This is a genomic window from Streptomyces sp. NPDC034085 (assembly GCF_055575555.1).
In genome coordinates this window covers 15,289-36,078 of the sequence record NZ_JBVISL010000004.1, presented here as the reverse complement: position 1 = coordinate 36,078, position 20,790 = coordinate 15,289, and the positions used below count along the sequence as shown (strand labels likewise).

Genomic DNA, 20,790 nt, shown 5'->3' with positions numbered 1-20,790 from the left:
CTTGAACCTACCGGTGACCACTGACAACGCCGCGACCCGGTCGTCCCGCCGGGATCACCAGCTGGTCTTGCGGTACAACTCCCACATCTGCATGGCGGTCTGCGGGTCCAGCGCCCGTTCGGCGCCGGCGATGTCCTCGCGCGCGCCGACGTAGAGCTTGCCCTGCCACAGGGGCAGCAGCCGGACGTCCTGGGCGAAGATCTGCTGGGCGGCCTCGAACTCCCTCACGCCCGCCGACCGGTCGCCCTCGCGGCGGGACTTGGGCAGCAGTTCGTTCATGATCTGCGCCGGCTCGTACGGCGTGCCGACCGCGTTCTCCTTGCCGACGAACGGCGCGATGAAGTTGTCGGGGTCCGGGAAGTCGGGGAACCAGCCTCGGCCGAAGACCGGGTACTGGCCGCTCTTGTAGCCGTCCTGGAACGTCTTCCACGGCTGGCCGCGCAGGTTGATCTTGAACAGGTCGCTCTCTTCGAGCTGCCGCTTGATCTCGGTGAACTCGTCGGCGGTGGAGGCACCGTAGCGGTCGGTGGTGTACCAGAAGGTCAGCTCGACCTTCTGGGTGATCCCCGCGGTCGTGAGGATCTTCCGGGCCTTGGCGACGTCGGGGTTGCCGTAGATGTCGTAGAAGGGGGTCTTGTGGCCCACGACGCCCTTGGGGACCATCGAGTAGAGCGGCTCGGCGGTGCCCTGGTAGACCTTGGAGACGATCGCGCCCCGGTCGATGACCTGGGCGATCGCCTGGCGCACGGCCTGCTTGTTGACCTGCGGGTCGTTCGGGTTGAAGACCAGGTAGCGGATCTCGGCCCCGACGTTCTCCACGACCTGCACGCCGAGGGCGTGCGAGGCGGGGGCCTGGAGGTCCTTGATCTCCGCGGCGGAGAGCCCTCGGTAGGTGGCGTCGATCTCCTTGTCCTTGAGGGCGGCGACCATCTTCTTGGAGTCGGAGAAGTAGCGGATCGTCACGCCGTCGTTACGGCGGTTGGCGAAGCCGGTGTAGCTCTCGTTGCGGCCGAGGACCGCCTCGCCGCCCTCCGTGTACGAGGTGAGGACGTACGGGCCGGAGCCGGTGATCCTGCCGTCGTTGCGGATCTTGTTGGCGGGGTAGTCCTTCGGGGCGACCAGGGAGGCGGCCGGCGAGCCCAGTACGTACGGGAAGGTCGCGTCGGGGGTCTTCAGGTGGAAGACGACCGTGAGCGCGTCCGGGGCCTCGATCTTGTCCAGGGTGTTGAAGAGGCCCGCGGGACCGACCTTGTGGTTGATCGTCTTGATGCGGTCGAGGGAGTGCTTGACCGCCTTGGCGTCCAGCGCCTCGCCGTCGGAGAACTTCAGCCCCTTCTTCAGGGTGCAGCGGTAGGCCGTGTTCGCCGAGTCGGTGAACTCGCAGTTCTGGGCCGCGTCCGGCTGCGGCTTGGTGCTTCCCGTGGGGAAGGCCAGCAGGGTCTGGTAGACGTTGCGGTACAGCTCCCAGGAGCCGTCCCAGGCCGCGGCCGGGTCGAGGGTGCTCGGCGCGCTCGTGGTGCCTACGGTGATCCGCTTCGCGGTGTCGCCGCCGTCGTCCGAGAACAGGCCGCATCCGGCGAGCAGGGATATGGACGCAACGGCCGCAGCGATCTGCAGGCATCTGGTCCGGTTGAACACGTGCACGCTCCTCGATCAGCCAGGGGTGCGGCAGACCCTACCGCAGTGCCTCACAAATCCAATGGGCAGGTTTCGTGAGGCACTTGACCGATTTCGTGCGCATTCGGTACGCATTTGCCTCCCATCGGAAGGCAAATGCGTCCGGTTATCGGTCAGTGCACACCGGCATTGAGGAACATTCCCCCGTCGATGACGAGAGTTTGTCCGGTGATCCATTCCGCTTGTGCAGATGTCAGGAATGCGGTGGCCCCGCCGATGTCCTCCGGGACCCCCAGCCGGCCGAGCGGGTAGGCCGCCGCGGCCTCCTGCTCCCGGCCCTCGTAGAGGGCCTGCGCGAACCTGGTCTTGACCACCGCCGGGGCGATCGCGTTGACCCGCACCCGCGGCGCCATCTCGTGCGCGAGCTGGAGGGTCAGGTTGATCATCGCCGCCTTGCTCATCCCGTACGCCCCGATGAAGGGCGAGGCGGAGACGCCGGCGATGGAGGCGATGTTCACGATCGCACCGCCGTGGTCCTTCTGCCAGGCGTGCCAGGTCCGCTGCGCGAAGCCCAGGGCCGAGATCACGTTCGTCTCGAAGACCTTGCGCGCCACCCCGAGGTCCAGGTCCGCCATCGGCCCGAAGACCGGATTGGTGCCCGCGTTGTTCACCAGGAAGTCGACGCGGCCGAAGGCCTCCATCGCGCGTTCCACGGCGAAGGCCTGGTGGGCCTCGTCGTGCGCCTTCCCGGCCACCCCGACCACCCGGTCCGCGCCGAGCCGCTCCACGGCCTCCTTGAGCGCGTCCTCGTTGCGCCCGGTGATCACGACCCGGTCGCCCCGGGCGACGAGCGCCTCGGCGATCCCGTAGCCGATGCCCCGGCTCGCCCCGGTGACCAGCGCGACCTTGCCGCTGTCAGCGCTGCTGCCGTCGTTGCTGCTGTCGTTGCTGCTGTCCGTCATGACTACGCCCGCCTCTCGTGGAACCGTCAGTTGAGCGGGCCGCCGGCCACGTACAGGACCTGGCCGGAGACGAAGCCGGCGTCCTCGCCCGTGAAGAAGGCGATGGCGTTCGCGATGTCCTCCGGACGGCCGACGCGCTGCACCGGGATCTGGGAGGCGGCGGCCACCTGGAACTCCTCGAAGCCCATGCCGACGCGGGCCGCGGTCTGCGCGGTCATCTCGGTCACGATGAAGCCGGGGGCGACGGCGTTGGCGGTGACGCCGAACTTGCCGAGCTCGATCGCCAGGGTCTTGGTGAAGCCCTGGAGGCCGGCCTTGGCGGCCGCGTAGTTGGCCTGGCCCCGGTTGCCGAGCGCCGAGCTGCTGGAGAGGTTCACGATGCGGCCGAACTTGGCGTCGACCATGTGCTTCTGACAGGCCCTCGCCATCAGGAACGCACCGCGCAGGTGCACGTTCATGACGGTGTCCCAGTCGGTGTCGCTCATCTTGAAGAGCAGGTTGTCGCGGAGCACGCCCGCGTTGTTGACCAGGACGGTCGGAGCCCCGAGCGTGCTCGCGACCCGCTCGACGGCCGCCTCCACCTGGGCGGCGTCGGAGACGTCGCAGCCGACCGCCAGGGCCCTGCCGCCGGCCGCGGTGATCGCCTCGACGGTGTCCTTGCACGCCGCCTCGTCCAGGTCGAGTACGGCGACCGCGCGGCCCTCGGCCGCCAGACGGACGGCGGTGGCCGCGCCGATGCCCCGGGCCGCCCCGGTCACGATCGCGACGCGCTGCTCGGTGGTGGACATGCTGGTTCTCCTCGCCCTCGAGAAACGGCCGCCCGGAGGTGAGCAACCGCTTAGTAGCTTCAGCTGAGGAGACGCTAGGAGCCCTGGCACCCCGTGTCAACGGCCCCCGGCGGCGGCGCCGCGGGCCCACCCGGAAATCAGCGGACCAGCAGGTCCAGCAGGCGCTCCAGCTCGGCGGCGGGATCGGCCGTGAGGCCGGTGTGCACCGGCCCCGGCTGCACCACCGTGCTGCGCGGGGCGATCAGCCAGCGGAACCTGCGCCCCGCGTCGTCGCCCGCCGCCTGTCCGGCCTCCTCGCCGCCGGCGCAGAGCCCCTCGACCCCGCGCAGCGCTGCCCGGACCCCGGCCACGTCGGCACCGGGGTCCAGCGCGAGGAGCTTCGCCTCGTCCAGGTGGGTGCGGGCGGCGACGTAGGAGTGCGCCCGGCAGTAGACGATGACACCGGCGTTGAAGCACTCACCGCGCTCCATCCGGGGCACCACGCGCACCAGCGCGTATTCGAACACGTCCCGCTTGGTCACTCGTCGCCGCTCTTCTGCTTGTTCTTGTCCGACTGGGGAGGGAGGCGCTCGGCGAGCCAGCCCGGCGGACCGGACCGCTGCCTGACCTCCGCCTCCATGGTGATCCTCTCGTGGATCGTGGCCGCGCGCGGCAGCAGCGCCTCCACGTAGGCGCGGCGCACGGCGCCGGCGGAGTCGAAGCCGGGCTCGTCGACCAGCCACTCGTCGGGCACGTCGGCGGTGACCTCGGTGAGCAGCTCCTCGGTCACCCGCGGCGCCAGCTCGGCGGCGGCCGCCGCGATGTCGGGGCCGACGGGGGCCAGGACGTGGTCGGAGGCGTTGTACGGCTTGGCTGCCGCGGCCTGGGCGGTGGGCCAGTTGTGGTGCCAGATCATCGTGGCGCCGTGGTCGATGAGCCACAGGTCCCCGTGCCAGACCAGCATGTTCGGATTGCGCCAGGACCGGTCGACGTTGTTGATCAGTGCGTCGAACCAGACCACGCGCCCCGCCTCCACCGGGTCGGCCCGGTACGCGAGGGGGTCGAAGCCGATCGAGCCGGGCAGGTAGTCCATGCCGAGGTTGAGCCCGCCGCTGGCCTTGAGGAGCTCCTGGACCTCCTGGTCGGGCTCGGCGAGCCCGATGACGGGGTCGAGCTGCATCTGCACCAGCCGCGGGACCCGCAGGCCAAGCCGCTGGGCGAGGCGCCCGCAGACGACTTCGGCGACCAGGGTCTTGCGGCCCTGGCCGGCTCCGGTGAATTTCATGACGTAGGTTCCGAGGTCGTCGGCTTCGACGATCCCCGGAAGCGAGCCGCCCTCACGCAGGGGCGTGACGTAGCGAGTCGCGATCACTTCTGTGAGCATTTTCCCAGGCTAGCGGGCGAACGCGCTTCACGATCCAAGGATTTCCCCGAACGACTGCTCGGCTCGGCAGACCACCGATCAGCCCTGGGGAGAATCCGGGGAGTTCGGGACAGAGGCCCCTGCCCCCCGGCTCCCCAGCGGACCGTCGATGGCTCGGCGCCCCTCGCCGCCGGCCTCCCCGCCATGCCCGCGGACGCTCATGCCCGTCGACAGGGCTGACGCCCGCAATCCCCCGCCAGGGTGACAGGACCCTGTTCGAGCGAGTTTCAGCACCGCCATCGCAGACACGCCAAGCCCAACACGGCGGACCGGGAGCCGTTCTTAGAGCACGACCCCGTGAGTCCGCTGCCGAACCAGGCCGCAGCCCCCGCGATATTCGAACATTCCACGTCCGGCCACCACCTCCTCCAGGCCGCCGAGCGCCGCATTGACAGCCGCCCCTGCTGTGGGCGCGATGCACGGCCGGACACCTGGAGGGCCGCGTGAGCAAGGACTCGACGGCGGGATCCGGCGCCGCGGGGGTGTCGGACTCCGAGCGACTGCTCTTCGGCGAAGAGCTCGCCCACGACATCGGCTGGGACCGGCACGAGGGCGCGTGGCTCACGCCCGGGTCGGGGTGTTCCGGATGCGGGTCCGGGAGCAGGTGCGGGGGTCGCCGGTGGGGTGATCCCGACTCAAGGAAGCTCTCGCCGACGGCGTACCACGCCCCAGCCCGAGCCGTTCGCCGAAGCCCTCGTGGAGGTCGTACCGGCCAGCGGCGCGGGGCGTGAGGGCCTGGGCGCACCGGCTACCCGTGCGTCGTCCACCGCGCGCTCGTCGGCCCGATCTCAGGGGTGGGCGGCCTGGTTGCGGCGCTGGGATGTCATGGGCGTAGCGCGTGTATGCCCTCGTCGCTGGCGAAGTACAGCATCCCGTCGACGGAGAGTGGCGGCGGTCCCGTGGTGGCCTCTCCCGCACTCACTCGCCACAGGGCCTTGCCGGTGCGGGTGTCATGGCAGTACCAGTCCGACAAGTAGCAGATGAACAGACGGTTCCCGGGGGCCGCGTCCGCCGCGTAGGAGGAGACATGGCGGGTGCTCCGCCAGCGTTCTCGCCCGGTGGCCGCGTCATGGGCTCGCAGCGTGGTGCGATCCTCGTCGAGGCCGTCCTCGCTCCAGCACAGATAGGCACAGTCCTCGTCAGCGGCGATGACGGGGCTTTCGTAGAGCCTGGTCGAGAAGGCGGGCGCGGTCCAGCGGAGCCTGCCCGATGTGACGTCGAGGGCCTGTAGCCGCTGTTCGTCGCGCTTGCTGCGGCCGGGAGCGCTGATGTAGACGGCGTCTCCATGCGCCACCGGCACCGAGGTGTGCGCCGCAGGTGCCGTCCAGCGGACGTTGCCGGTGCGCGGGTCGTACGCCACCAGCTCCGAGCCGATGCCGACGTTGCCGTTGCGCCCGAAGAGCAACCCCGCGGCGAAGGCGTCCAGGGTGCGCCGGCCACCCGACTTCTCCGGCGGCGCCGCCCAGCGGACGGTGCCGGTGCGTGGGTCGAGCGCGGTCAGGCTCGCGTCAGGCGTGTTGACGTACGCGAGGCCGTCGCGCACCTCCAGGAGCGACGCTTCGGTCTGCCACAACAGCTCCCCCTTCCTCGTGTCGAGTGCGTACAGGACACTGGGCGGCGGGTGGGGATCTTCGTCGTAGGTGTACGGATGGAAACTGACCAGGGCGACGGCACCGCTGGTCCACACGTCCCCCGGGGTGGGTGTACGCAGGCGGCTTCCCGGGGCCTGGCGCCACACCGGCTCGCCGTCCGCGGAGCGCAGCGCGTGCACGGCGCCGCCGTCCGCCGCGATGAACACGGCGCCCGGCGTCACGGCCGGTGCGCCGGTACGGGCGCCGGTCAAAGGCGCGTGCCAGCGCTCGCGTCCGGTGGCCGCGTCGACCGCGTACAGCCCGTCCTTCTTCGACCTGACGTAGAGCACGCCGTCCTGATGCACCACCGGCGCATGCGCGACGCCCTTGCCGCCGCCGTCCTCGTCCAGCAGGGCGAAGGTCCACAGTGGCTTGCGAACCGGCGGTTTGGCCTCCTTCGGCGCACCGCCGGGGATGTCACAGGCGGCGGCGTTGGCGAGGCCGATCCCGATCCCGGCACGGGCCACCCACTTCACCACCTGGCGGCGGCGCACGTCCCGCTGTTCCCCCGTGGTACGCATCGGGGCAGGCTAAGCGACGCTGGCGGACCGGCGCTACACCACAGGGCCTCACTTCCATGCGCGCATGGGGGTCCGGGCGCTCGCCCTCGGTGTCGAACGCGGGAGGTGGTCCCGGGCGGTGATGACGTCGTCGGCCGGGCGCGCAGTTCCATCAGGTCGGGGTGCTCTGCGTTGGGCGCGCGGTGGGTTGACGCTCGGACCGGGCTGCGGCCGCCGACAGCGGAACGGCTCCCCCCTTTGGAAGGGGGAGCCGTTGGCTTGATGGCCTTGGTCGCTCAGGCGTGGCCGTGGTGGCGCTTGTTACCGGTGACCAGGCGGTAGACGGCGAGGAGGATGACGGAACCGATGATGGCGGCGATCCAGGTGGAGAGGTCGAAGAAGCCGTCGATGGAGTCCACGCCGAAAATGACCTTGCCGAGCCAGCCGCCGAGCAGACCGCCGGCGATGCCGATCAGAATCGTGATGATGACGCCGCCGGGGTCCTTGCCCGGCATCAGCGCCTTGGCGATGAAGCCCGCGAGCAGTCCGATCAAGATCCAGGCAATGATGCCCATGCGCTTCTCCTACCTCGATGAATAAAGTTGGTGTTAAAGCTCGTCTTCACCGCGGCGAGGATTCCAAACGTCCTCACGTCGATGATCAGCGAGCCGACGGTTCGCTGCGGGTACCAGCCACTGCCCAAAGGGCAGCTTCCGCTCCGTCTGCGGTACCGGAGCGGGATCGTCACACCTCCGCGCCCTGCACGTACCAGGAAGCGGCCACGACGGTGGCGATTGCTGTTTCGATCAGATCTCCGCCGTAGTACAAGGCCTGGGCTCCGGCGTGCAGGTCGGCAGGGGCGAAGGCCGTGCCGGGGGCGGAGCCCCGTGGTTACGGGGGTCAGCGCCGGGGAGCCCACTGCGTGAGCAGGGCTTCGGCCGTGGTGATGGCCGCCACCAGCGCGAGGGAGTTGCGGATCACCTCGGCCGTGCAGGAGGCGGGCACCCCGGCGATGGCGTCGGCCGGGACCACCACCTCGTAGCCCAGGTTGACGGCGTCGAAGACGGTGTTCGGGATCGCGATGTTGGACGAGACCCCGGTGACGACGAGGGTACGGACGCCGAGGTTGCGCAGCAGGGCGTCCAGGTCGGTGCCGGCCATCGGGGACAGGCCGTGCAGCCGGCGGACCACGAGGTCCCGCTCGGCCACGGTGACGGGCGGGGCGACCCGCACCGCGTCGCTGCCGGTCAGCTGGCGTACCGGCAGCTTCCCGGCGGCCCGGAAGAGCCGCGCGTTGGTGTTGGCCCCGAGGCCGTCGGGCCGCCGTTCGGCGACCGCGTGCACCACCTGTACGCCGGCCCCGCGCGCGGCGTCGACCAGCGCGGCCACCCGGTCCAGCATGCCGGAGTCGCGGGCTTCCTTGGCCAGTTCGGGCAGGGCGCTCGCCTCGCCCACGACGCCGTTCTGGCACTCGACGGTGAGCAGCGCGGTGGTGGCTGGATCGGGTTCCGGCATGACTCCCCCTGGTGCGGCGACGCAAGAGCACGCATGATTCCTGACACACAGTCAGATGTGAAGGGGTGCGGGACGGATGGACGAGACGGGCGCGCGCACGGCGCAGCGGCGGGGCCGGCGCATCATGATGACCGACGACGAGGTGGACGCGTTCCTGCGGGAGCAGCGCACCTGCCGGGTGGCCACGGTCTCCCCGGACGGGCGCCCGCACGTCGGCGCCCTGTGGTTCGCCTGGGACGGCACCTCGCTGTGGCTGTACTCGATCACGCGCAGCCGCCGGTGGTCCGACCTGCGGGCCGACCCGCGGATGTCGGTGGTGGTGGACGCCGGGGAGGCGTACGGCGAACTGCGCGGGGTCGAGCTGTCCGGCCGGGCGGTCTTCGTGGGTGAGGCGCCGCGCACCGGCCTGCCCTGCCCGGAGCTGCTGGAGCCGGAACGGATCTTCCCGGTCAAGAACTTCGGCATCGAGGAGATGCCGCACGACGGCCGGCACGCCTGGGTCCGGCTCACGCCGGAGACGGTGGTGTCCTGGGACTTCCGGAAGCTCTGAGGGGCCGCCGCTCCTACACGGCCGCAGCCGCGCCCTCGAGCGCCTCGACGGCGGCCCTGATGGAGGGGCGCCGGCCCGCGTCCGTCCGCCAGACGACGTACACGTGGCGGCGTACGGTGTCGCTCACCGGCAGCAGCCGGACCCCCGGCGGCACGGGCCCCCGGCCCAGCCGGGGCGTCACGCACACGCCCAGCCCGGCCTCCACGAAGGCCAGCTGGGTGTGGTGCTCCTCGGCGATGTGCGCGATGCGCGGCTCGACGCCGATGCCGCGCAGGGTGAACACCAGCCACTCGTGGCAGAACTGGCCCTCGTTCCAGGAGATCCAGTCGTCGTCGGCGAAGTCCCCGAGGGAGATCTCGGTGCGCCCGGCCAGCGGGTGCCCGGCCGGTACGGCGATGTCGGCGGCGTCGTCGAGCAGGTGGGCGCGGCTCAGTTCGGCGGGGACCGGCATCCGCTTGTTGTGCCAGTCGATCGCCAGGGCCATGTCGAGGTCGCCGCGCACGACGGCCGCCATGCTCTCCTCGGGCTCCCGCTCCCGCACCAGGGCCCGCAGCTCGGGATGGCCGGCGCGCAGCGCGTTGAGCGCCCGGGGCAGCAGGCCCCGCATGGCGGTCGGGAAGGCCCCGATCCGCAGCTCCCCCACCGCACAGCCCCGCCGCGCCTCCACGTCGGCCTGGGCGCGCTCCACCTGGGAGATGATCCGGGCGGCGTGGTCGGCGAGCAGCCGGCCCGCGTCCGTGAGCCGGACGCCGCGCCCGTTCTTGGCGAGCAGGGGCTGGCCGACCTCCCGCTCCAGCTTGGCCATCTGCTGGGACACCGCCGATGTGGTCACATGGAGGCCGCCCGCGGCTCCGCTGACCGAGCCGTGGCGGGCGAGGGCGTCGAGGGTGCGCAGGCGTTCCAGGTTCAACATGTAAGTGATGCTACGCCGTCTCCCCAAGGAAATATCGCTTGTCCTACGAGATCGTCGGCAGCAGAGTGACCGTATGAGCGCACCGACCACCTCCCGTCCCGCCGTCCCCGCCCCATCCCCCGCATCCCGGACGGCCGTCCTCCGGGGCGCCGGCCGTACCGCCTGCCTGGACTGGCGGCTGCGGTTCGCCCTCCTGTCGGTGGTGTGGGGCTTCAGCTTCCTCCTGATCAAGGTGGGTACGGAGGCCTTCGCGCCCTTCCAGGTCGCCCTCGGCCGGGTGTTCTTCGGCGCGCTCGCCCTGCTGGCGGTGCTGCTGGTGCGCCGGGAGCCGCTCCCCCGCGGCCGGCGCACCTGGGGCCACCTCACGGTGGCGGCGCTCCTGCTGAACACCGCCCCGTTCTCACTGTTCGCCTACGCCGAGCAGAGCATCCCCTCCAGCCTGGCGGGCATCTGCAACGCCACCTCCCCACTCTGGGGCATGGCCCTCTCGCTGGTGGCCCTGTCCGAGGACCGCCCCACGCGCCGCCGCTTCGCGGGCCTCGGCATCGGCTTCCTCGGCGTCCTGACCGTGCTCGGCGCCTGGCAGGGCTTCGCGGGGATCGACGCCAAGGGCACCGCGCTGGCCCTGCTGGCCTCGCTCTGCTACCCGATCGGCTGGATCTACGTCCGCCGCACCCTGGCCGGAACCCCCGGCTCGCCGGTCGCGCTGACGGGGGCGCAGCTGACGGTCTCCACCCTCCAGCTGGCCGCCGTCAGCGCGCTCTTCACCTCGGCGCCGGCCGGCTTCCCGCTGTGGCCGACGCTCGCGGTGGTGGCGCTCGGCGCCCTGGGCACGGGGATGGCCCTGCAGATGCAGTACGGGCTGGTCTCGGAGGTCGGCCCGACCACCGCGCAGATGGTCACCTACTTCATCCCGGTGATCGCCACCACGGCGGGCGTCCTGGTCCTGGGCGAGCAGCTGCACTGGAACACCCCGGTCGGCGCGCTGATCGTCCTGGCGGGCGCGGCCCTGACCCAGTCCCGCGCCGTCTCCCGCAAGGCCGCCTGACCGACCGGACCGCTCCGGCCCCCGCCGCACCGCGCGGCGGGGGCCGGAGCCGTTCAGTCGAAGCGGCCGCCGGACGACGGACGCAGCGCGGCGGCCACCGCGTCGGCCAGCCCGTCGACCTCCGCCAGGGCCAGCCCGGACACGGTGATCCGCACACCGGGTCCCGCCTGGACGCGGTAGCCGGCTCCGGGGCGCACCGCCCAGCCGGCCGTCAGCAGCCGGGTGACCGCCGCCGTCTCATCGGCGACGGGTACCCAGACGTTCATCCCGCTCCGCCCGTGCGCCCGCACCCCGCGCTCCGCCAGCGCCCGGACCAGGCCGTCGCGCCGCTGCCCGTACGAGCGCGCCACGGCCCGCCGGTCCACCGCGCCGGAGGTCCACAGCTCCACCACGGCGTACTGGAGCAGCCGGCTGACCCACCCGGGGCCCAGCCGCTGCCGGCCCCGCACCCGGTCCATCGTCACGGCGTCGCCCGTGAGCACGGCCAGCCGCAGGTCGGGGCCGTACGCCTTCGCCGTCGAGCGGACCAGCGCCCAGTGCCGGGTCGCCCCGGCGAGCGGGCACAGCGGCAGGTCGACGATGCCGTGGCCGTGGTCGTCCTCGATGAGGAGCACCTCGGGGCGGCCGGCCAGCAGTTCCCTGAGCTCCGCCGCCCGGGCGGCGCCCACCGCGGCGCCGGTCGGGTTCTGCGCGCGCGCCGTCACCACCAGGGCCCTCGCCCCCTCCGCCAGCGCCCGGGCCACCGACTCCGGTACCGGACCCTCGTCGTCGACGGCCACCGGGAGCACCCGCAGGCCGAGCGCGGGGACCAGGTCCAGCACGCTCCCCCAGCCCGGGTCCTCGACCGCCACCGCGTCCCCGGTCCGCAGATGGGCGGCCAGGACCCGTTCGATGCCGTCCAGCGCGCCCGAGGTCACCGCCAGGTCGCCGGCCGGGACCCCGTCGGCCTCGAAGTCGGCGCGGGCGAGCCGGGCGAGGTCGGGCAGTACCGGGTCCAGGCCGTACAGGGCCGGGGCCTGGGCGTGCCGCCGGGCCGCGGCGGCCAGCGGCCCGTCCAGCGGGGGCAGCAGCGCCACGTCCGGGTTGCCCTGCGCCACATCGCGTACGCCGTCGGGCACCGGCATCCGCAGCACCTCGCGGGGTGCGGTCGCCGGGCGCGCCCGGACCCGGCTGCCGCGCCGCCCGTCGGTCTCGATGACGCCGCGCTCGCGCAGGGTGCGGTAGGCGGCGGCCACCGTGTTGGGGTTCACCCCCAGCGCCGCCGCGAGCTCGCGCATCGGCGGCAACAGCGCCCCCGGGGCGAGCGCGCCCGATCCGACGCCCGTTTCCACACTGGCCGCGATGTCCGATGCGCGACGCCCTGCGATCCGATAGTCTCCTAGCACAAAGCCTATTATGCACTAGTGCAACGGAGTCCGCACCATGAGCGCCACCACCGCCGGCTACGCGCCCACCGACCGCACCGTCCCGAGCCGCGCCCGCGAGCGGGCGCACTACAACCGCGCGACGGTGCACTCGATACTCGACCAGGCCTACCTGTGCCACCTCGGGTTCGTCCGCGACGGCGCGCCGGTGGTCCTGCCGACCCTGTACGGCCGGGTGGGCGAGGCCCTCTACGTGCACGGCTCCACCGGCTCGCGTCCGCTGCTGGCCGCGGGGAAGGCCGACCCCGGCCTGCCGGTCTGCCTGACGGTGACGCACGTCGACGGCCTGGTCCTGGCCCGGTCCGCCTTCCACCACTCGATCAACTACCGCTCGGTGGTGGTGCACGGCACCGCGTACCAGGTCACGGACGAGGAGGAGCGCCGCATCGCGCTGGACGCCCTGGTCGACCAGGTCGTCCCCGGCCGCTCCGCCGACTCCCGGCCGGCCAACGCCCGGGAACTCGCGGCCACCGCGGTGATCCGGCTGGACCTCAACGAGGTCTCCGCGAAGATCCGCACGGGCGGTCCCAACGACGACGCCGAGGACCTGGGCCTGCCCTTCTGGTCGGGCGTGGTGCCGGTCGCGCCGGCGTACGGCGCCCCCGTCCCGGCCTCCGACCTGGCCCCCGGCATCGCCGTCCCCGACTACGTCAGCGCGCTCTGAGGCTCCCGGGCGGGCCGGCCCCCCGGCCCGCCCCCGGCTCCCCCGCGGGCCTCGGCCGTGATCAGCGCCCCCACCGCGGCCAGCAGCAGTACGGTGCCCAGCACCACGGCGCCGGTCAGCCGCTCCCCCAGTACCGCGACGGCGATCACGGCCGCGCTCACCGGCTCGATCAGCATGACCACCGACACCGTCGCGGCCCGCACCGCCGCGGCTCCGGTGAAGTACAGGGCGTAGGCCAGCGCCGTCGGCACCACGGCCACGTAGGCGAGCAGCCCCAGCACCCGCGCCGGCTCGGCGGTGTGCGGCAGCAGCCCTTCCAGCGCGGCGATGGGCAGCAGGCACACGGCGCCCACCGCCACCGACCACGCGGTGGTGACGAGCGGGTCCCCGCCGGCCCCGCGCCGCCCGAGCCACCTCGCCCGCAGCGTCATCGCCGCGTACCCGGCGGCCGACAGCAGCGCCCAGCCCACCCCGAGCGGCCGCACCTCACCGCCGCCGGAGCCCAGGACGAGGACGGCCAGCCCGGCGAGGGCACCGCCGACGGCGGCCACCCCGCCCCGCCCGAGCCGCTCGCCCGTCCAGTACCGGCCGCCCAGCGCGATCAGCACGGGCCCCGCCCCGAGGGTGATCACGGTGCCGACCGCCAGGCCGGTCTCGCGCACGGCCCCGAAGTAGGCGGCCTGGAAGACGGTGAACATCAGCCCGGTCGAGATCAGGGAGAGGGCCGACGGCCGCGCCGCACGCGGCGCCCGCGCGGGGCGGCGTACGGCGAGCACCGCGAGCAGCACCACCAGCCCGCCCGCGCAGCGCCAGAAGGTCAGGGCCAGCGGACCGAGGTCACTGGCGAGGAAGAGGAGGGAGGCCGCCGCCCCGGCGGTGCCCCAGGCGGCTCCGGCGACGACGAGGTACAGCAGACTGCGCCCGGCTGCGGGCGAATGGTTCGACACGTGGTGCTCCGCGCATGCGTGAAGGATGAGGGAAGGAGGTCATCGCTTCGCGGGCAGCGCGTACCGGCCCGGGAACTCCCCGGGCGGGTCTCTCGTTGAGGTGGCGGCCGCCCGCGCTAGGCGGCGGGAGGCGGAAGCACGGTCGAAGGCATGGTCCGCAGCCTACGCCGCGCGCACCCCCGCGGGCCAGGCCCATCGGGATCCGTCCCGCGCGCCCGCTCGCCGCGCGGCGCCCCCCTGGGGCTACGCGCTCGTCGGCTCCCGGTCCTGCGGTACGGGAACCGCCGCTTCCTGCCCCACCACGGGAGCCGGCCGCGAGGACTGGGCGATCAGGGCCCCGCCGAGCACGAGCACGCCACCCAGGACCTGCGGGCCCGACAGCCGCTCGCCGAGCAGCACCCACGCCAGTACGGTCGCGACGACCGCCTCCAGGCAGGCCACCACACCCGCGACCTGCGGCGAGAGCCTGCGGACCGAGACCACACCGGTCAGGTACGCGAACACGGTGGCGACCAGCACCACGAACCCCAGCAGCGCCAGGGCCGGGACCCGCACGTCGCCCATCGACGCGAACCCGCCCAGCACCGCCCAGTCCATCCGCCAGGGGCGGGCGATCACGGTCATCACCAGGGTGCCGATGACCATGCCGTGCGCGATCACGCCCAGCGGATCGGGCACGTCCTCCCCGTCGGCGCCCTGGTCCGCGAAGACGAAGTAGAAGGCCTGGCAGCAGGCGGCCGCGAGACCGAGCAGCACCCCGAGCAGGTCCAGGCGCAGTCCGGCCCAGATCTCGACCACGCAGGCCAGCCCGACGACGGCCACCGCCGCCCCCGCCGCGGCCGCGCGCGTCACGGGCTTGCGCTGCACGAAGCGTATGTAGCCGAGCAGCAGGGCGGGCCCCAGGTACTCCAGCAGCAGGGCCACGCCGACCGGGATCCGCGACAGGGACGCGAAGTAGAAGGCCTGCACACCGGCCACGGCCACCAGTCCGAAGCCCGCCAGCAGCAGGGGCTTGCGCCGTAGCAGGGACCGGTGCCGCCAGGCGAGCGGGGACAGCACCAGGGCCGCCCCGGCCACCCTGAGCCACACCACGTGGAGCGGGTCCAGACCCGCCTCGATCAGCGGCTTCGCCGCAACACCCGAACCACCGAACGCGCACGCGGAGACGAGGGCGAGGCCCAGTCCGGCGTTCTTCCCTGACGCTTGCATCGCCCCATCATGGCAGGGCCGGACAGGGGCATCGTCCGCGAGACACCTGTTGAGACGGACCCGGGAGCCGGCCGCTCGGCGGCCCCCGTATCTGACAGGCCGTCAACCTTGTATGTTGCGCCCGCCGGGGCTACCTTCCGCCGCACGTACCCGACCAGAAGGGGTGGACGCATGGCTGAAGTCACCGCGGAATCACGCATCGAGGCGCCCGCCGCGAAGCTCTGGGCCCAGCTGACGGACTGGGACGCGTACGGGCAGTGGAGCATGACCCACACCGACTTCCCGAAGGGCGGGCCCGAGACCCTGGCCGTCGGGTCCACCTTCACCGAGAACATGAAGATGATGGGCTTCCCCGCCGAGGTCCTGTGGACGGTCTCGGAACTGGAGGACCAGCGCCTCTTCGCCATCACCGGCAAGGGCCCGATGGGCGTCGCGGTGCTCACCCGCTACACCCTCGTCCCCGACGGCCCGGCCACGACGGTGCGCATCGACGGGGAGTTCACGGGCGCGGCCGTCTCCCTCATGGCGGGCAAGCTCAAGGACTCGGCGACGGCCGCCCTGAACGAGTCGCTGCGCAGGCTGGCCGGCCTGGTCGCCTGACCGGTACGCGCACGGCGCGCCCCGCGGGGCGTCCGCGGGGGCGCGCCGTGCGCACGTCCCGGTCAGTGCTCGTCGGCCAGGATCAGGTAGAGCTTCTTGCGGGCGTCGTTGACGACCGCGAGGGCCTTCTCCCGCTGCTCGGGCGATCCGGTCCTGAAGACCTGCCCGAAGGCCTCCATCAGCCCCGCTCCGGCGGTACGGATCTCGTGCATCGCCTCGAAGTCGAAGCCCCGCCCGGCGTCCGCCCAGGGGGCGTCCGGCCCCGACTCGGCCTCGGCGCGGCCGGCGTCGGTCAGCGTGAACAGCTTCTTGCCGCCCTCGCTGGCGCTGGTGATCAGCCCCTCGTCCTCGAGCAGCTGCAAGGTCGGGTAGACCGAGCCCGGGCTGGGCTTCCACGCCCCGCCGCTGCGCTCGCCGATCTCCTGGATCATCTCGTAACCGTGCATCGGCCGGTCGGCGAGCAGCGCCAGGATCGAGGCGCGTACGTCACCCCGCCGAGCCCGCCCGCGCGGTCCGCCGCGCCCGCCCCGACCGCCGAAGGGCCCGCCCCCGAAGGGCGGCCCGAACGGCCCGAAGGCGGCACGCAGCCCCCTGAACTCCTCCCGACGATCCGGCCCGCAGTGGCCGTGACCCCGTCCGTGCTCGTGTCCGTGGTCGTGGTGTCCGTGTGAACGCATCACTGCGCTCCTTTCGTCATCTCTGCCATGTCCGTCATGCCACTCGTCGTTTCGACTCCTTCACTATCGCTGACCCATCGAGATACGTCAACGATATATCGGAAACTATCGCCGGCAGTCGGGGGCTGTGTCTGGTGGCACCGTGGTGGCGGGATGCTCCCGGACGGACGGTTTCCGAACTCCAGGCAGTCGCCGACGAGTACCGGGAAGACATGCCCGACCTCGACCGGCGACGCGACCGTGCGGCGCGGGCACCCGGTCTCGATCCGGCCGGACTGCCGTCCGAGGCGGTGGCCCTGGCCCGACTCGTAGAGCTCTCTCGGGGACCGGTCGCTGCGGCCTGCCTTGTCGTCGGGTGCGAGGGCGATCCGCTCGATCCCCTGTTCGGCGCCGCCCGCGGCCGACCCTGACTGCCCGCCATCAGCCTGGACCGGCGTCGGGTCGGCCAGTCGTCCGCGGCCCGGACCGCAGCCGGCTGGCCAGTGGCACGCGGTCAAAGTTCAGTGAGAACGGTCAAGCTTCAATGCGACAGGTCACGACCAGTCCAGTCACCCCGGATTGGCCTTTGTCGGGGGTTCGGGGAGCGACCTACCGTCGGCCCATGCGCATCCGAATCGTCGACGCCTTCACCGACCGCCCCTTCCACGGGAACCCCGCAGCAGTCCTGCTCCTCGACGGCGGTTTCCCCCCGGACGCCTGGCTCCAGCAGGTCGCCGCCGAGGTGAACCTCTCCGAGACCGCGTTCGCCCACCCCCTGCCGCCCGGCGGCGACGCCGACTGGGCGCTGCGCTGGTTCACCCCGGCCGCCGAGGTCGACATGTGCGGCCACGCCACCCTCGCCACCGCGCACGTACTGGCCACCGGCGGGCTCGCCCAGGGGCTGATCCGCTTCAGCGCGCGCTGCGGGATCCTCACGGCACGGGTCGACGGGGACGGCACCGTCACGATGGACTTCCCCACCTCCTCGCTGACCCCGCTGGAGCCGGTCCCCGAGGTCAGCCGCGCCCTGGGCGCCGAGGCCAGGTCGTTCCACGACACCGCCGAGCACATCGGCGATCTGCTGGTGGAGCTGGCGGACGAGCGGACCGTACGGGAACTGGCGCCCGACCACGCGGCCCTGCGGGCGTACTCCCGCCGCGGGGTGATCGCCACCGCGCCGGCCGAGGACCCCTCCCGCGGGTACGACTTCGTCAGCCGCGGCTTCTTCCCCGCCCTCGGCATCGACGAGGACCCGGTGACGGGAAGCGCCCACACCGCCCTCGCCCCGTTCTGGGCCGCCCGGCTGGGCCGCACCGAGATGACCGGTCTGCAGGGCGGGGCCCGCACGGGCCTGGTCCGGGTGACGCTGGCGGGCGACCGCACGCTCCTGACGGGCCGCGCCGTCACCGTCCTCGACGGCGAGCTGCTCACCGCCCCCGAGGCCGGCTGACGCGGTCGGGCACTCCGGGGTGTCCGCGAAGTCCCGCCTGCCCTGCGACGCCTGGCACCGCACCTCGCCGCGTTGTCGGGCCCGCCCGAGTACGTCCAGTACGCGGGCGGCCCTCCGCCTTGCGATGCACGGCACCAGACGCCGCAGGGCCCGCCCTTCGGGCGGCCGGCGCTACTTCGCGGACACCCCCTAGAGGGTCGGCAGCCAGCCGACCTTGCCCGCGAGCAGGGCGTACCCGCCGAAGGCGACGATGTCGAGCAGGGCGTGCGCGACGACCAGGGGGCCCACCCGGCCCCAACGCCGGTAGGCCAGGACGAAGACGACGCCCATCACCATGTTGCCGACGAAGCCGCCGACGCCCTGGTAGAGGTGGTACGAGCCGCGCAGCACCGAGCTGGCGAGCAGCGCGGCCGTCGGCGACCACCCGAGCCGGTCCAGCCGGCGCAGCAGGTACGCCAGCACGATGACCTCCTCCACCACGGCGTTCTGCACCGCGGAGAGGATCAGGACGGGGAACTTCCACCACACGTCGGGCAGCGCCTCCGGCACCACCGTCAGGTTGAAGCCCGTGGCCCGGGCCGCCAGGTAGAAGGCCAGCCCGGCGCTGCCGATGCCGGCGGCCACGAGGGCGCCCCGGGCCAGGTCCCCTCCGGGCCGGGTGCGGTCGAAGCCCAGGACCCGCAGCCCGGGCGCGCCCTCGCGGCTCAGCAGGTGGGCGACGAGCAGCACGGGCACCAGCGCGCTCGCGATCCCGAACAGCTGCCAGGCCAGGTCCAGCCAGGGCCGCCCGGGTGCGTACGAGCCGTTGAGCGTGGCGGCCTGGTCCTTGAGGCCGCCCGGCTTGGTGAGCGAGCCGATGAAGCTGATCAGCGCGGAGACCCCGCTCGCGCCCAGCGACAGCGCCAGCACGAGCAGCGTCTCGGTGCGCAGGACCCGGCGCCCGTCCTCGCGCAGTTCCACGACCACCGGCTCCGGCTGCACCCGCACGCCTGACTCCCGTCCCGATCCGACCACCACCCCATACTGCCCCCTCGGGGGCGGGAAAAAATCACCGGCCGGCCCGAGCACCGGTCAGCGGCGGACCGCCGCCCTGGCGTCCACTTCCTGCTCCTCCAGGCCCACGGGCCAGGTGTGCACGGGGTCGCCCTTGTGCATCAGCTCGCTGTAGCGCCGGGTGGTCGCCGCCAGGGCGGCGTCGCGTTCGAGGCCGCCCGCGAGCGCCCGGTGGTACGTCTCCACCTGCCAGGTCGCCCCGTTCACCCTGCGCCGGCACCGCTCCTCGATGATCCCGAGGTAGTGGTCCCGGTCGGCGGGTTCGATGCCCCAGGCGTCCAGCCCGGACGCGGCCATCGGCAGCAGCTCGTCCAGCACCAGCCGTACCGCGGGCACGCTCACCAGTCCCCCGGCCCGGCCCCGGCGCGGCCAGCGGATCCGCGCGTCGATCCCGTACCGGCAGGCCGCGTCGAAGTTGGCCTCCGCGTCCGCGAACGGCATCCGGGTCCACACCGGACGCTGCTCGTCCGCGAGGGTCCGTACGAGGCCGTAGTAGAAGGCGGCGTTGGCGACGACGTCGGCCACGGTGGGTCCGGCGGGCAGGACGCGGTTCTCCACCCTCAGGTGCGGCACCCCGTCGGCGACCCCGTAGACGGGCCGGTTCCACCGGTAGACCGTGCCGTTGTGCAGCACCAGCTCCTGCAGGCTCGGTACCCCGCCCTCGGCGAGCACCCGCAGCGGCTCCTCCTCGTCGCAGATCGGCAGCAGGGAGGGGAAGAAGCGGACGTTCTCGGCGAACAGCTCGTACGCCGAGTCCACCCACCGCTCCCCGAACCAGGTCCGCGGCCGCACCCCCTGTGCCTGGAGCTCCGGCGGCCGGGTGTCGGTGGCCTGGGTGAACAGCGGCGGACGCGACTCGCGCCACAGCTCCCGCCCGAACAGGAAGGGCGAGTTGGCCCCCACCGCTATCTGCACGGCCGTCACCGCCTGCGCGGCGTTCCACACGTCGGCGAACCGGGCCGGGGTCACCTGCAGGTGCAGCTGTACGGAGGTGCAGGCGGCTTCCGGCACGATCGACCCGGTGCTCCAGCTCAGCCGCTCGACCCCGTCGATGTCGAGGCGGAAGTCCTCGCCGCGCATCATCAGGATCTGCTCGTTGAGCAGGGAGTAGCGGTCCACCGCCGAGAGGTTCGCCAGGGCCAGGTCCGCGCGGGAGATGGTGGGCAGTATCCCGATCATCACGACGCCCGCGTCGATCTCCACGGCCTGCCGGTGGGCGTAGTGGAGGCCCGCGCTCAGTTCTTCGGCGAGCTGGTCGAATACCCTGCCGTCGAGCCGGTGCGGGAGTACGTTCACCTCCAGGTTGAACATTCCCAGTTCGGTCTGGAAATCAGGGCTCGCAATCCTCTCCAGTACCTGCGCATTCACCATGCGCGGCAAACCGTCGGCACCTGCGAGATTCAGTTCGATCTCCAGTCCCATCATGTTCTTGGGACGATCGAACCTCTTCTCCGCCAGAAGCCGCTCCAGCCCCTCCAGGCACTCGTGAAGCTTCCTCCGATACCGATGCCGATCGGACAGGTCGAATCCGCCTGCCACGACCTTCTCCCCCATCGAAGCGTCCCTCCACGAGTCCGGCCCGGTCCGCCCGGGCGCACGTTACGGTCGATGATGCCCCGCCCCGGTGATCGATAACGCCGGGCCGGGACGGCTTGGCGGGGAGCGCGCGCGGGTATGGCCGGATGGGCGCTCCGGCACATTCCCGTGGCAACCGGCCGGACGCAAATTCCGCATGGCCTTTGCCGACTCCGGATTACCGGAGCTTTCCAGCCGAGCCCCCATCCGGTAACCTCCGAGGTCAGCGCGGTCTGTCCACGCGCAACCGGCATGAATACCATGACAGCGGGACCGGAAGACGCCT

General features: G+C 72.4%; 20 protein-coding genes and 1 pseudogene. 6 read left to right on the top strand and 15 right to left on the bottom strand.

Annotated features, from left to right (window positions below; all coding sequences use genetic code 11):
* Window positions 1–54: 54 nt before the first annotated feature.
* From ACZ501_RS14990 to ACZ501_RS14955, 8 genes are all read right to left on the bottom strand, one after another.
* Window positions 55–1,638, bottom strand: coding sequence for an ABC transporter substrate-binding protein (locus ACZ501_RS14990; RefSeq protein ID WP_361610179.1), 1,584 nt, complete (start codon window positions 1,636–1,638; stop codon window positions 55–57).
* A gap of 152 nt (window positions 1,639–1,790) precedes the next feature.
* Window positions 1,791–2,579 (bottom strand): SDR family oxidoreductase, encoded by a 789-nt coding sequence (locus tag ACZ501_RS14985; protein ID WP_361610181.1) that lies wholly within the window; start codon window positions 2,577–2,579, stop codon window positions 1,791–1,793.
* Window positions 2,580–2,605: 26 nt separating this feature from the next.
* Complete coding sequence (fabG, locus tag ACZ501_RS14980; protein WP_361610183.1) at window positions 2,606–3,367, bottom strand: 3-oxoacyl-ACP reductase FabG; 762 nt, start codon at window positions 3,365–3,367, stop codon at window positions 2,606–2,608.
* A 137-nt stretch (window positions 3,368–3,504) separates the two neighbouring features.
* A complete protein-coding gene (locus ACZ501_RS14975) occupies window positions 3,505–3,888 on the bottom strand; it encodes a DUF3037 domain-containing protein (protein WP_361610184.1) in 384 nt (127 codons plus the stop codon).
* Window positions 3,885–4,730, bottom strand: a complete 846-nt coding sequence (locus tag ACZ501_RS14970) for a HipA family kinase (RefSeq protein ID WP_361610186.1) — start codon at window positions 4,728–4,730, stop codon at window positions 3,885–3,887. The genes ACZ501_RS14975 and ACZ501_RS14970 overlap by 4 nt, the downstream gene beginning before the upstream one ends.
* 862 nt (window positions 4,731–5,592) lie before the next feature.
* Window positions 5,593–6,921, bottom strand: coding sequence for a PQQ-like beta-propeller repeat protein (locus ACZ501_RS14965; RefSeq protein WP_468795582.1), 1,329 nt, complete (start codon window positions 6,919–6,921; stop codon window positions 5,593–5,595).
* Between the two features lie 275 nt (window positions 6,922–7,196).
* Entirely contained in the window at window positions 7,197–7,475 is a 279-nt protein-coding gene (locus tag ACZ501_RS14960) for a GlsB/YeaQ/YmgE family stress response membrane protein (RefSeq protein WP_361609682.1), read from the bottom strand.
* Between the two features lie 325 nt (window positions 7,476–7,800).
* On the bottom strand, window positions 7,801–8,415 hold the full coding sequence (locus tag ACZ501_RS14955; RefSeq protein WP_362456271.1) for a cysteine hydrolase family protein: 615 nt from the start codon (window positions 8,413–8,415) through the stop codon (window positions 7,801–7,803).
* 76 nt (window positions 8,416–8,491) lie between these two features.
* Here ACZ501_RS14955 and ACZ501_RS14950 point away from each other — a divergent pair, with 76 nt between their 5' ends.
* A complete protein-coding gene (locus ACZ501_RS14950; RefSeq protein ID WP_361609678.1) occupies window positions 8,492–8,965 on the top strand; it encodes a pyridoxamine 5'-phosphate oxidase family protein in 474 nt (157 codons plus the stop codon).
* Window positions 8,966–8,978: 13 nt separating this feature from the next.
* Here ACZ501_RS14950 and ACZ501_RS14945 read toward each other — a convergent pair whose 3' ends face one another.
* Window positions 8,979–9,878: a LysR family transcriptional regulator gene (locus tag ACZ501_RS14945; protein WP_361609676.1), complete on the bottom strand. Its 900-nt coding sequence runs from the start codon at window positions 9,876–9,878 to the stop codon at window positions 8,979–8,981.
* 73 nt (window positions 9,879–9,951) lie between these two features.
* On the opposite strand from ACZ501_RS14945, the gene ACZ501_RS14940 reads away from it, so the two are divergent.
* On the top strand, window positions 9,952–10,926 hold the full coding sequence (locus ACZ501_RS14940) for a DMT family transporter (RefSeq protein ID WP_468795579.1): 975 nt from the start codon (window positions 9,952–9,954) through the stop codon (window positions 10,924–10,926).
* Between the two features lie 53 nt (window positions 10,927–10,979).
* On the opposite strand, the gene ACZ501_RS14935 is transcribed toward ACZ501_RS14940, so the two are convergent.
* Window positions 10,980–12,311, bottom strand: a complete 1,332-nt coding sequence (locus ACZ501_RS14935; protein WP_361609672.1) for an aminotransferase class I/II-fold pyridoxal phosphate-dependent enzyme — start codon at window positions 12,309–12,311, stop codon at window positions 10,980–10,982.
* A 37-nt stretch (window positions 12,312–12,348) separates the two neighbouring features.
* Here ACZ501_RS14935 and ACZ501_RS14930 point away from each other — a divergent pair, with 37 nt between their 5' ends.
* Window positions 12,349–13,014 (top strand): pyridoxamine 5'-phosphate oxidase family protein, encoded by a 666-nt coding sequence (locus ACZ501_RS14930; RefSeq protein ID WP_468795576.1) that lies wholly within the window; start codon window positions 12,349–12,351, stop codon window positions 13,012–13,014.
* Here ACZ501_RS14930 and ACZ501_RS14925 read toward each other — a convergent pair.
* Together ACZ501_RS14925 and ACZ501_RS14920 are read right to left on the bottom strand one after the other, a co-directional pair.
* Window positions 12,996–13,961, bottom strand: a complete 966-nt coding sequence (locus ACZ501_RS14925) for a DMT family transporter (RefSeq protein WP_468795573.1) — start codon at window positions 13,959–13,961, stop codon at window positions 12,996–12,998. The two genes, ACZ501_RS14930 and ACZ501_RS14925, sit on opposite strands and share 19 nt — an antisense overlap.
* 243 nt (window positions 13,962–14,204) lie before the next feature.
* The gene (locus ACZ501_RS14920; protein WP_468795570.1) at window positions 14,205–15,170 is read right to left on the bottom strand and encodes an EamA family transporter; all 966 of its coding nucleotides are present in this window, start codon (window positions 15,168–15,170) and stop codon (window positions 14,205–14,207) included.
* A 171-nt stretch (window positions 15,171–15,341) separates the two neighbouring features.
* Here ACZ501_RS14920 and ACZ501_RS14915 point away from each other — a divergent pair, with 171 nt between their 5' ends.
* Window positions 15,342–15,770 carry a type II toxin-antitoxin system Rv0910 family toxin gene (locus tag ACZ501_RS14915; RefSeq protein ID WP_362456289.1) on the top strand — a complete coding sequence of 143 codons (429 nt, stop codon included), beginning with the start codon at window positions 15,342–15,344 and terminating at the stop codon, window positions 15,768–15,770.
* 62 nt (window positions 15,771–15,832) lie between these two features.
* On the opposite strand, the gene ACZ501_RS14910 is transcribed toward ACZ501_RS14915, so the two are convergent.
* Window positions 15,833–16,447: a PadR family transcriptional regulator gene (locus ACZ501_RS14910; protein ID WP_361611418.1), complete on the bottom strand. Its 615-nt coding sequence runs from the start codon at window positions 16,445–16,447 to the stop codon at window positions 15,833–15,835.
* Window positions 16,448–16,572: 125 nt separating this feature from the next.
* Here ACZ501_RS14910 and ACZ501_RS14905 point away from each other — a divergent pair.
* Together ACZ501_RS14905 and ACZ501_RS14900 are read left to right on the top strand one after the other, a co-directional pair.
* A pseudogene (locus ACZ501_RS14905) lies at window positions 16,573–16,857 on the top strand (hypothetical protein); the annotation flags it as partial.
* Between the two features lie 191 nt (window positions 16,858–17,048).
* On the top strand, window positions 17,049–17,876 hold the full coding sequence (locus tag ACZ501_RS14900; protein WP_468795567.1) for a PhzF family phenazine biosynthesis protein: 828 nt from the start codon (window positions 17,049–17,051) through the stop codon (window positions 17,874–17,876).
* A 189-nt stretch (window positions 17,877–18,065) separates the two neighbouring features.
* Here ACZ501_RS14900 and ACZ501_RS14895 read toward each other — a convergent pair whose 3' ends face one another.
* Together ACZ501_RS14895 and ACZ501_RS14890 are read right to left on the bottom strand one after the other, a co-directional pair.
* On the bottom strand, window positions 18,066–18,863 hold the full coding sequence (locus ACZ501_RS14895) for a CPBP family intramembrane glutamic endopeptidase (RefSeq protein ID WP_468795564.1): 798 nt from the start codon (window positions 18,861–18,863) through the stop codon (window positions 18,066–18,068).
* Between the two features lie 84 nt (window positions 18,864–18,947).
* Window positions 18,948–20,483 carry a glutamate-cysteine ligase family protein gene (locus ACZ501_RS14890; protein ID WP_468795561.1) on the bottom strand — a complete coding sequence of 512 codons (1,536 nt, stop codon included), beginning with the start codon at window positions 20,481–20,483 and terminating at the stop codon, window positions 18,948–18,950.
* Window positions 20,484–20,790: the final 307 nt, after the last annotated feature.

What these genes read in the sequence shown, in the direction of transcription:
- ACZ501_RS14900 (WP_468795567.1), top strand. Translation starts at nt 17,049, where the DNA reads ATGCGCATCCGAATCGTCGACGCCTTCACCGACCGCCCCTTCCACGGG.
- ACZ501_RS14960 (WP_361609682.1), bottom strand. Translation starts at nt 7,475, where the DNA reads ATGGGCATCATTGCCTGGATCTTGATCGGACTGCTCGCGGGCTTCATC.
- ACZ501_RS14985 (WP_361610181.1), bottom strand. Translation starts at nt 2,579, where the DNA reads ATGACGGACAGCAGCAACGACAGCAGCAACGACGGCAGCAGCGCTGAC.
- ACZ501_RS14890 (WP_468795561.1), bottom strand. Translation starts at nt 20,483, where the DNA reads ATGGGGGAGAAGGTCGTGGCAGGCGGATTCGACCTGTCCGATCGGCAT.
- fabG (WP_361610183.1), bottom strand. Translation starts at nt 3,367, where the DNA reads ATGTCCACCACCGAGCAGCGCGTCGCGATCGTGACCGGGGCGGCCCGG.
- ACZ501_RS14920 (WP_468795570.1), bottom strand. Translation starts at nt 15,170, where the DNA reads ATGCAAGCGTCAGGGAAGAACGCCGGACTGGGCCTCGCCCTCGTCTCC.
- ACZ501_RS14950 (WP_361609678.1), top strand. Translation starts at nt 8,492, where the DNA reads ATGGACGAGACGGGCGCGCGCACGGCGCAGCGGCGGGGCCGGCGCATC.
- ACZ501_RS14915 (WP_362456289.1), top strand. Translation starts at nt 15,342, where the DNA reads ATGGCTGAAGTCACCGCGGAATCACGCATCGAGGCGCCCGCCGCGAAG.
- ACZ501_RS14945 (WP_361609676.1), bottom strand. Translation starts at nt 9,878, where the DNA reads ATGTTGAACCTGGAACGCCTGCGCACCCTCGACGCCCTCGCCCGCCAC.
- ACZ501_RS14910 (WP_361611418.1), bottom strand. Translation starts at nt 16,447, where the DNA reads ATGCGTTCACACGGACACCACGACCACGGACACGAGCACGGACGGGGT.
- ACZ501_RS14955 (WP_362456271.1), bottom strand. Translation starts at nt 8,415, where the DNA reads ATGCCGGAACCCGATCCAGCCACCACCGCGCTGCTCACCGTCGAGTGC.
- ACZ501_RS14930 (WP_468795576.1), top strand. Translation starts at nt 12,349, where the DNA reads ATGAGCGCCACCACCGCCGGCTACGCGCCCACCGACCGCACCGTCCCG.
- ACZ501_RS14965 (WP_468795582.1), bottom strand. Translation starts at nt 6,921, where the DNA reads ATGCGTACCACGGGGGAACAGCGGGACGTGCGCCGCCGCCAGGTGGTG.
- ACZ501_RS14970 (WP_361610186.1), bottom strand. Translation starts at nt 4,730, where the DNA reads ATGCTCACAGAAGTGATCGCGACTCGCTACGTCACGCCCCTGCGTGAG.
- ACZ501_RS14940 (WP_468795579.1), top strand. Translation starts at nt 9,952, where the DNA reads ATGAGCGCACCGACCACCTCCCGTCCCGCCGTCCCCGCCCCATCCCCC.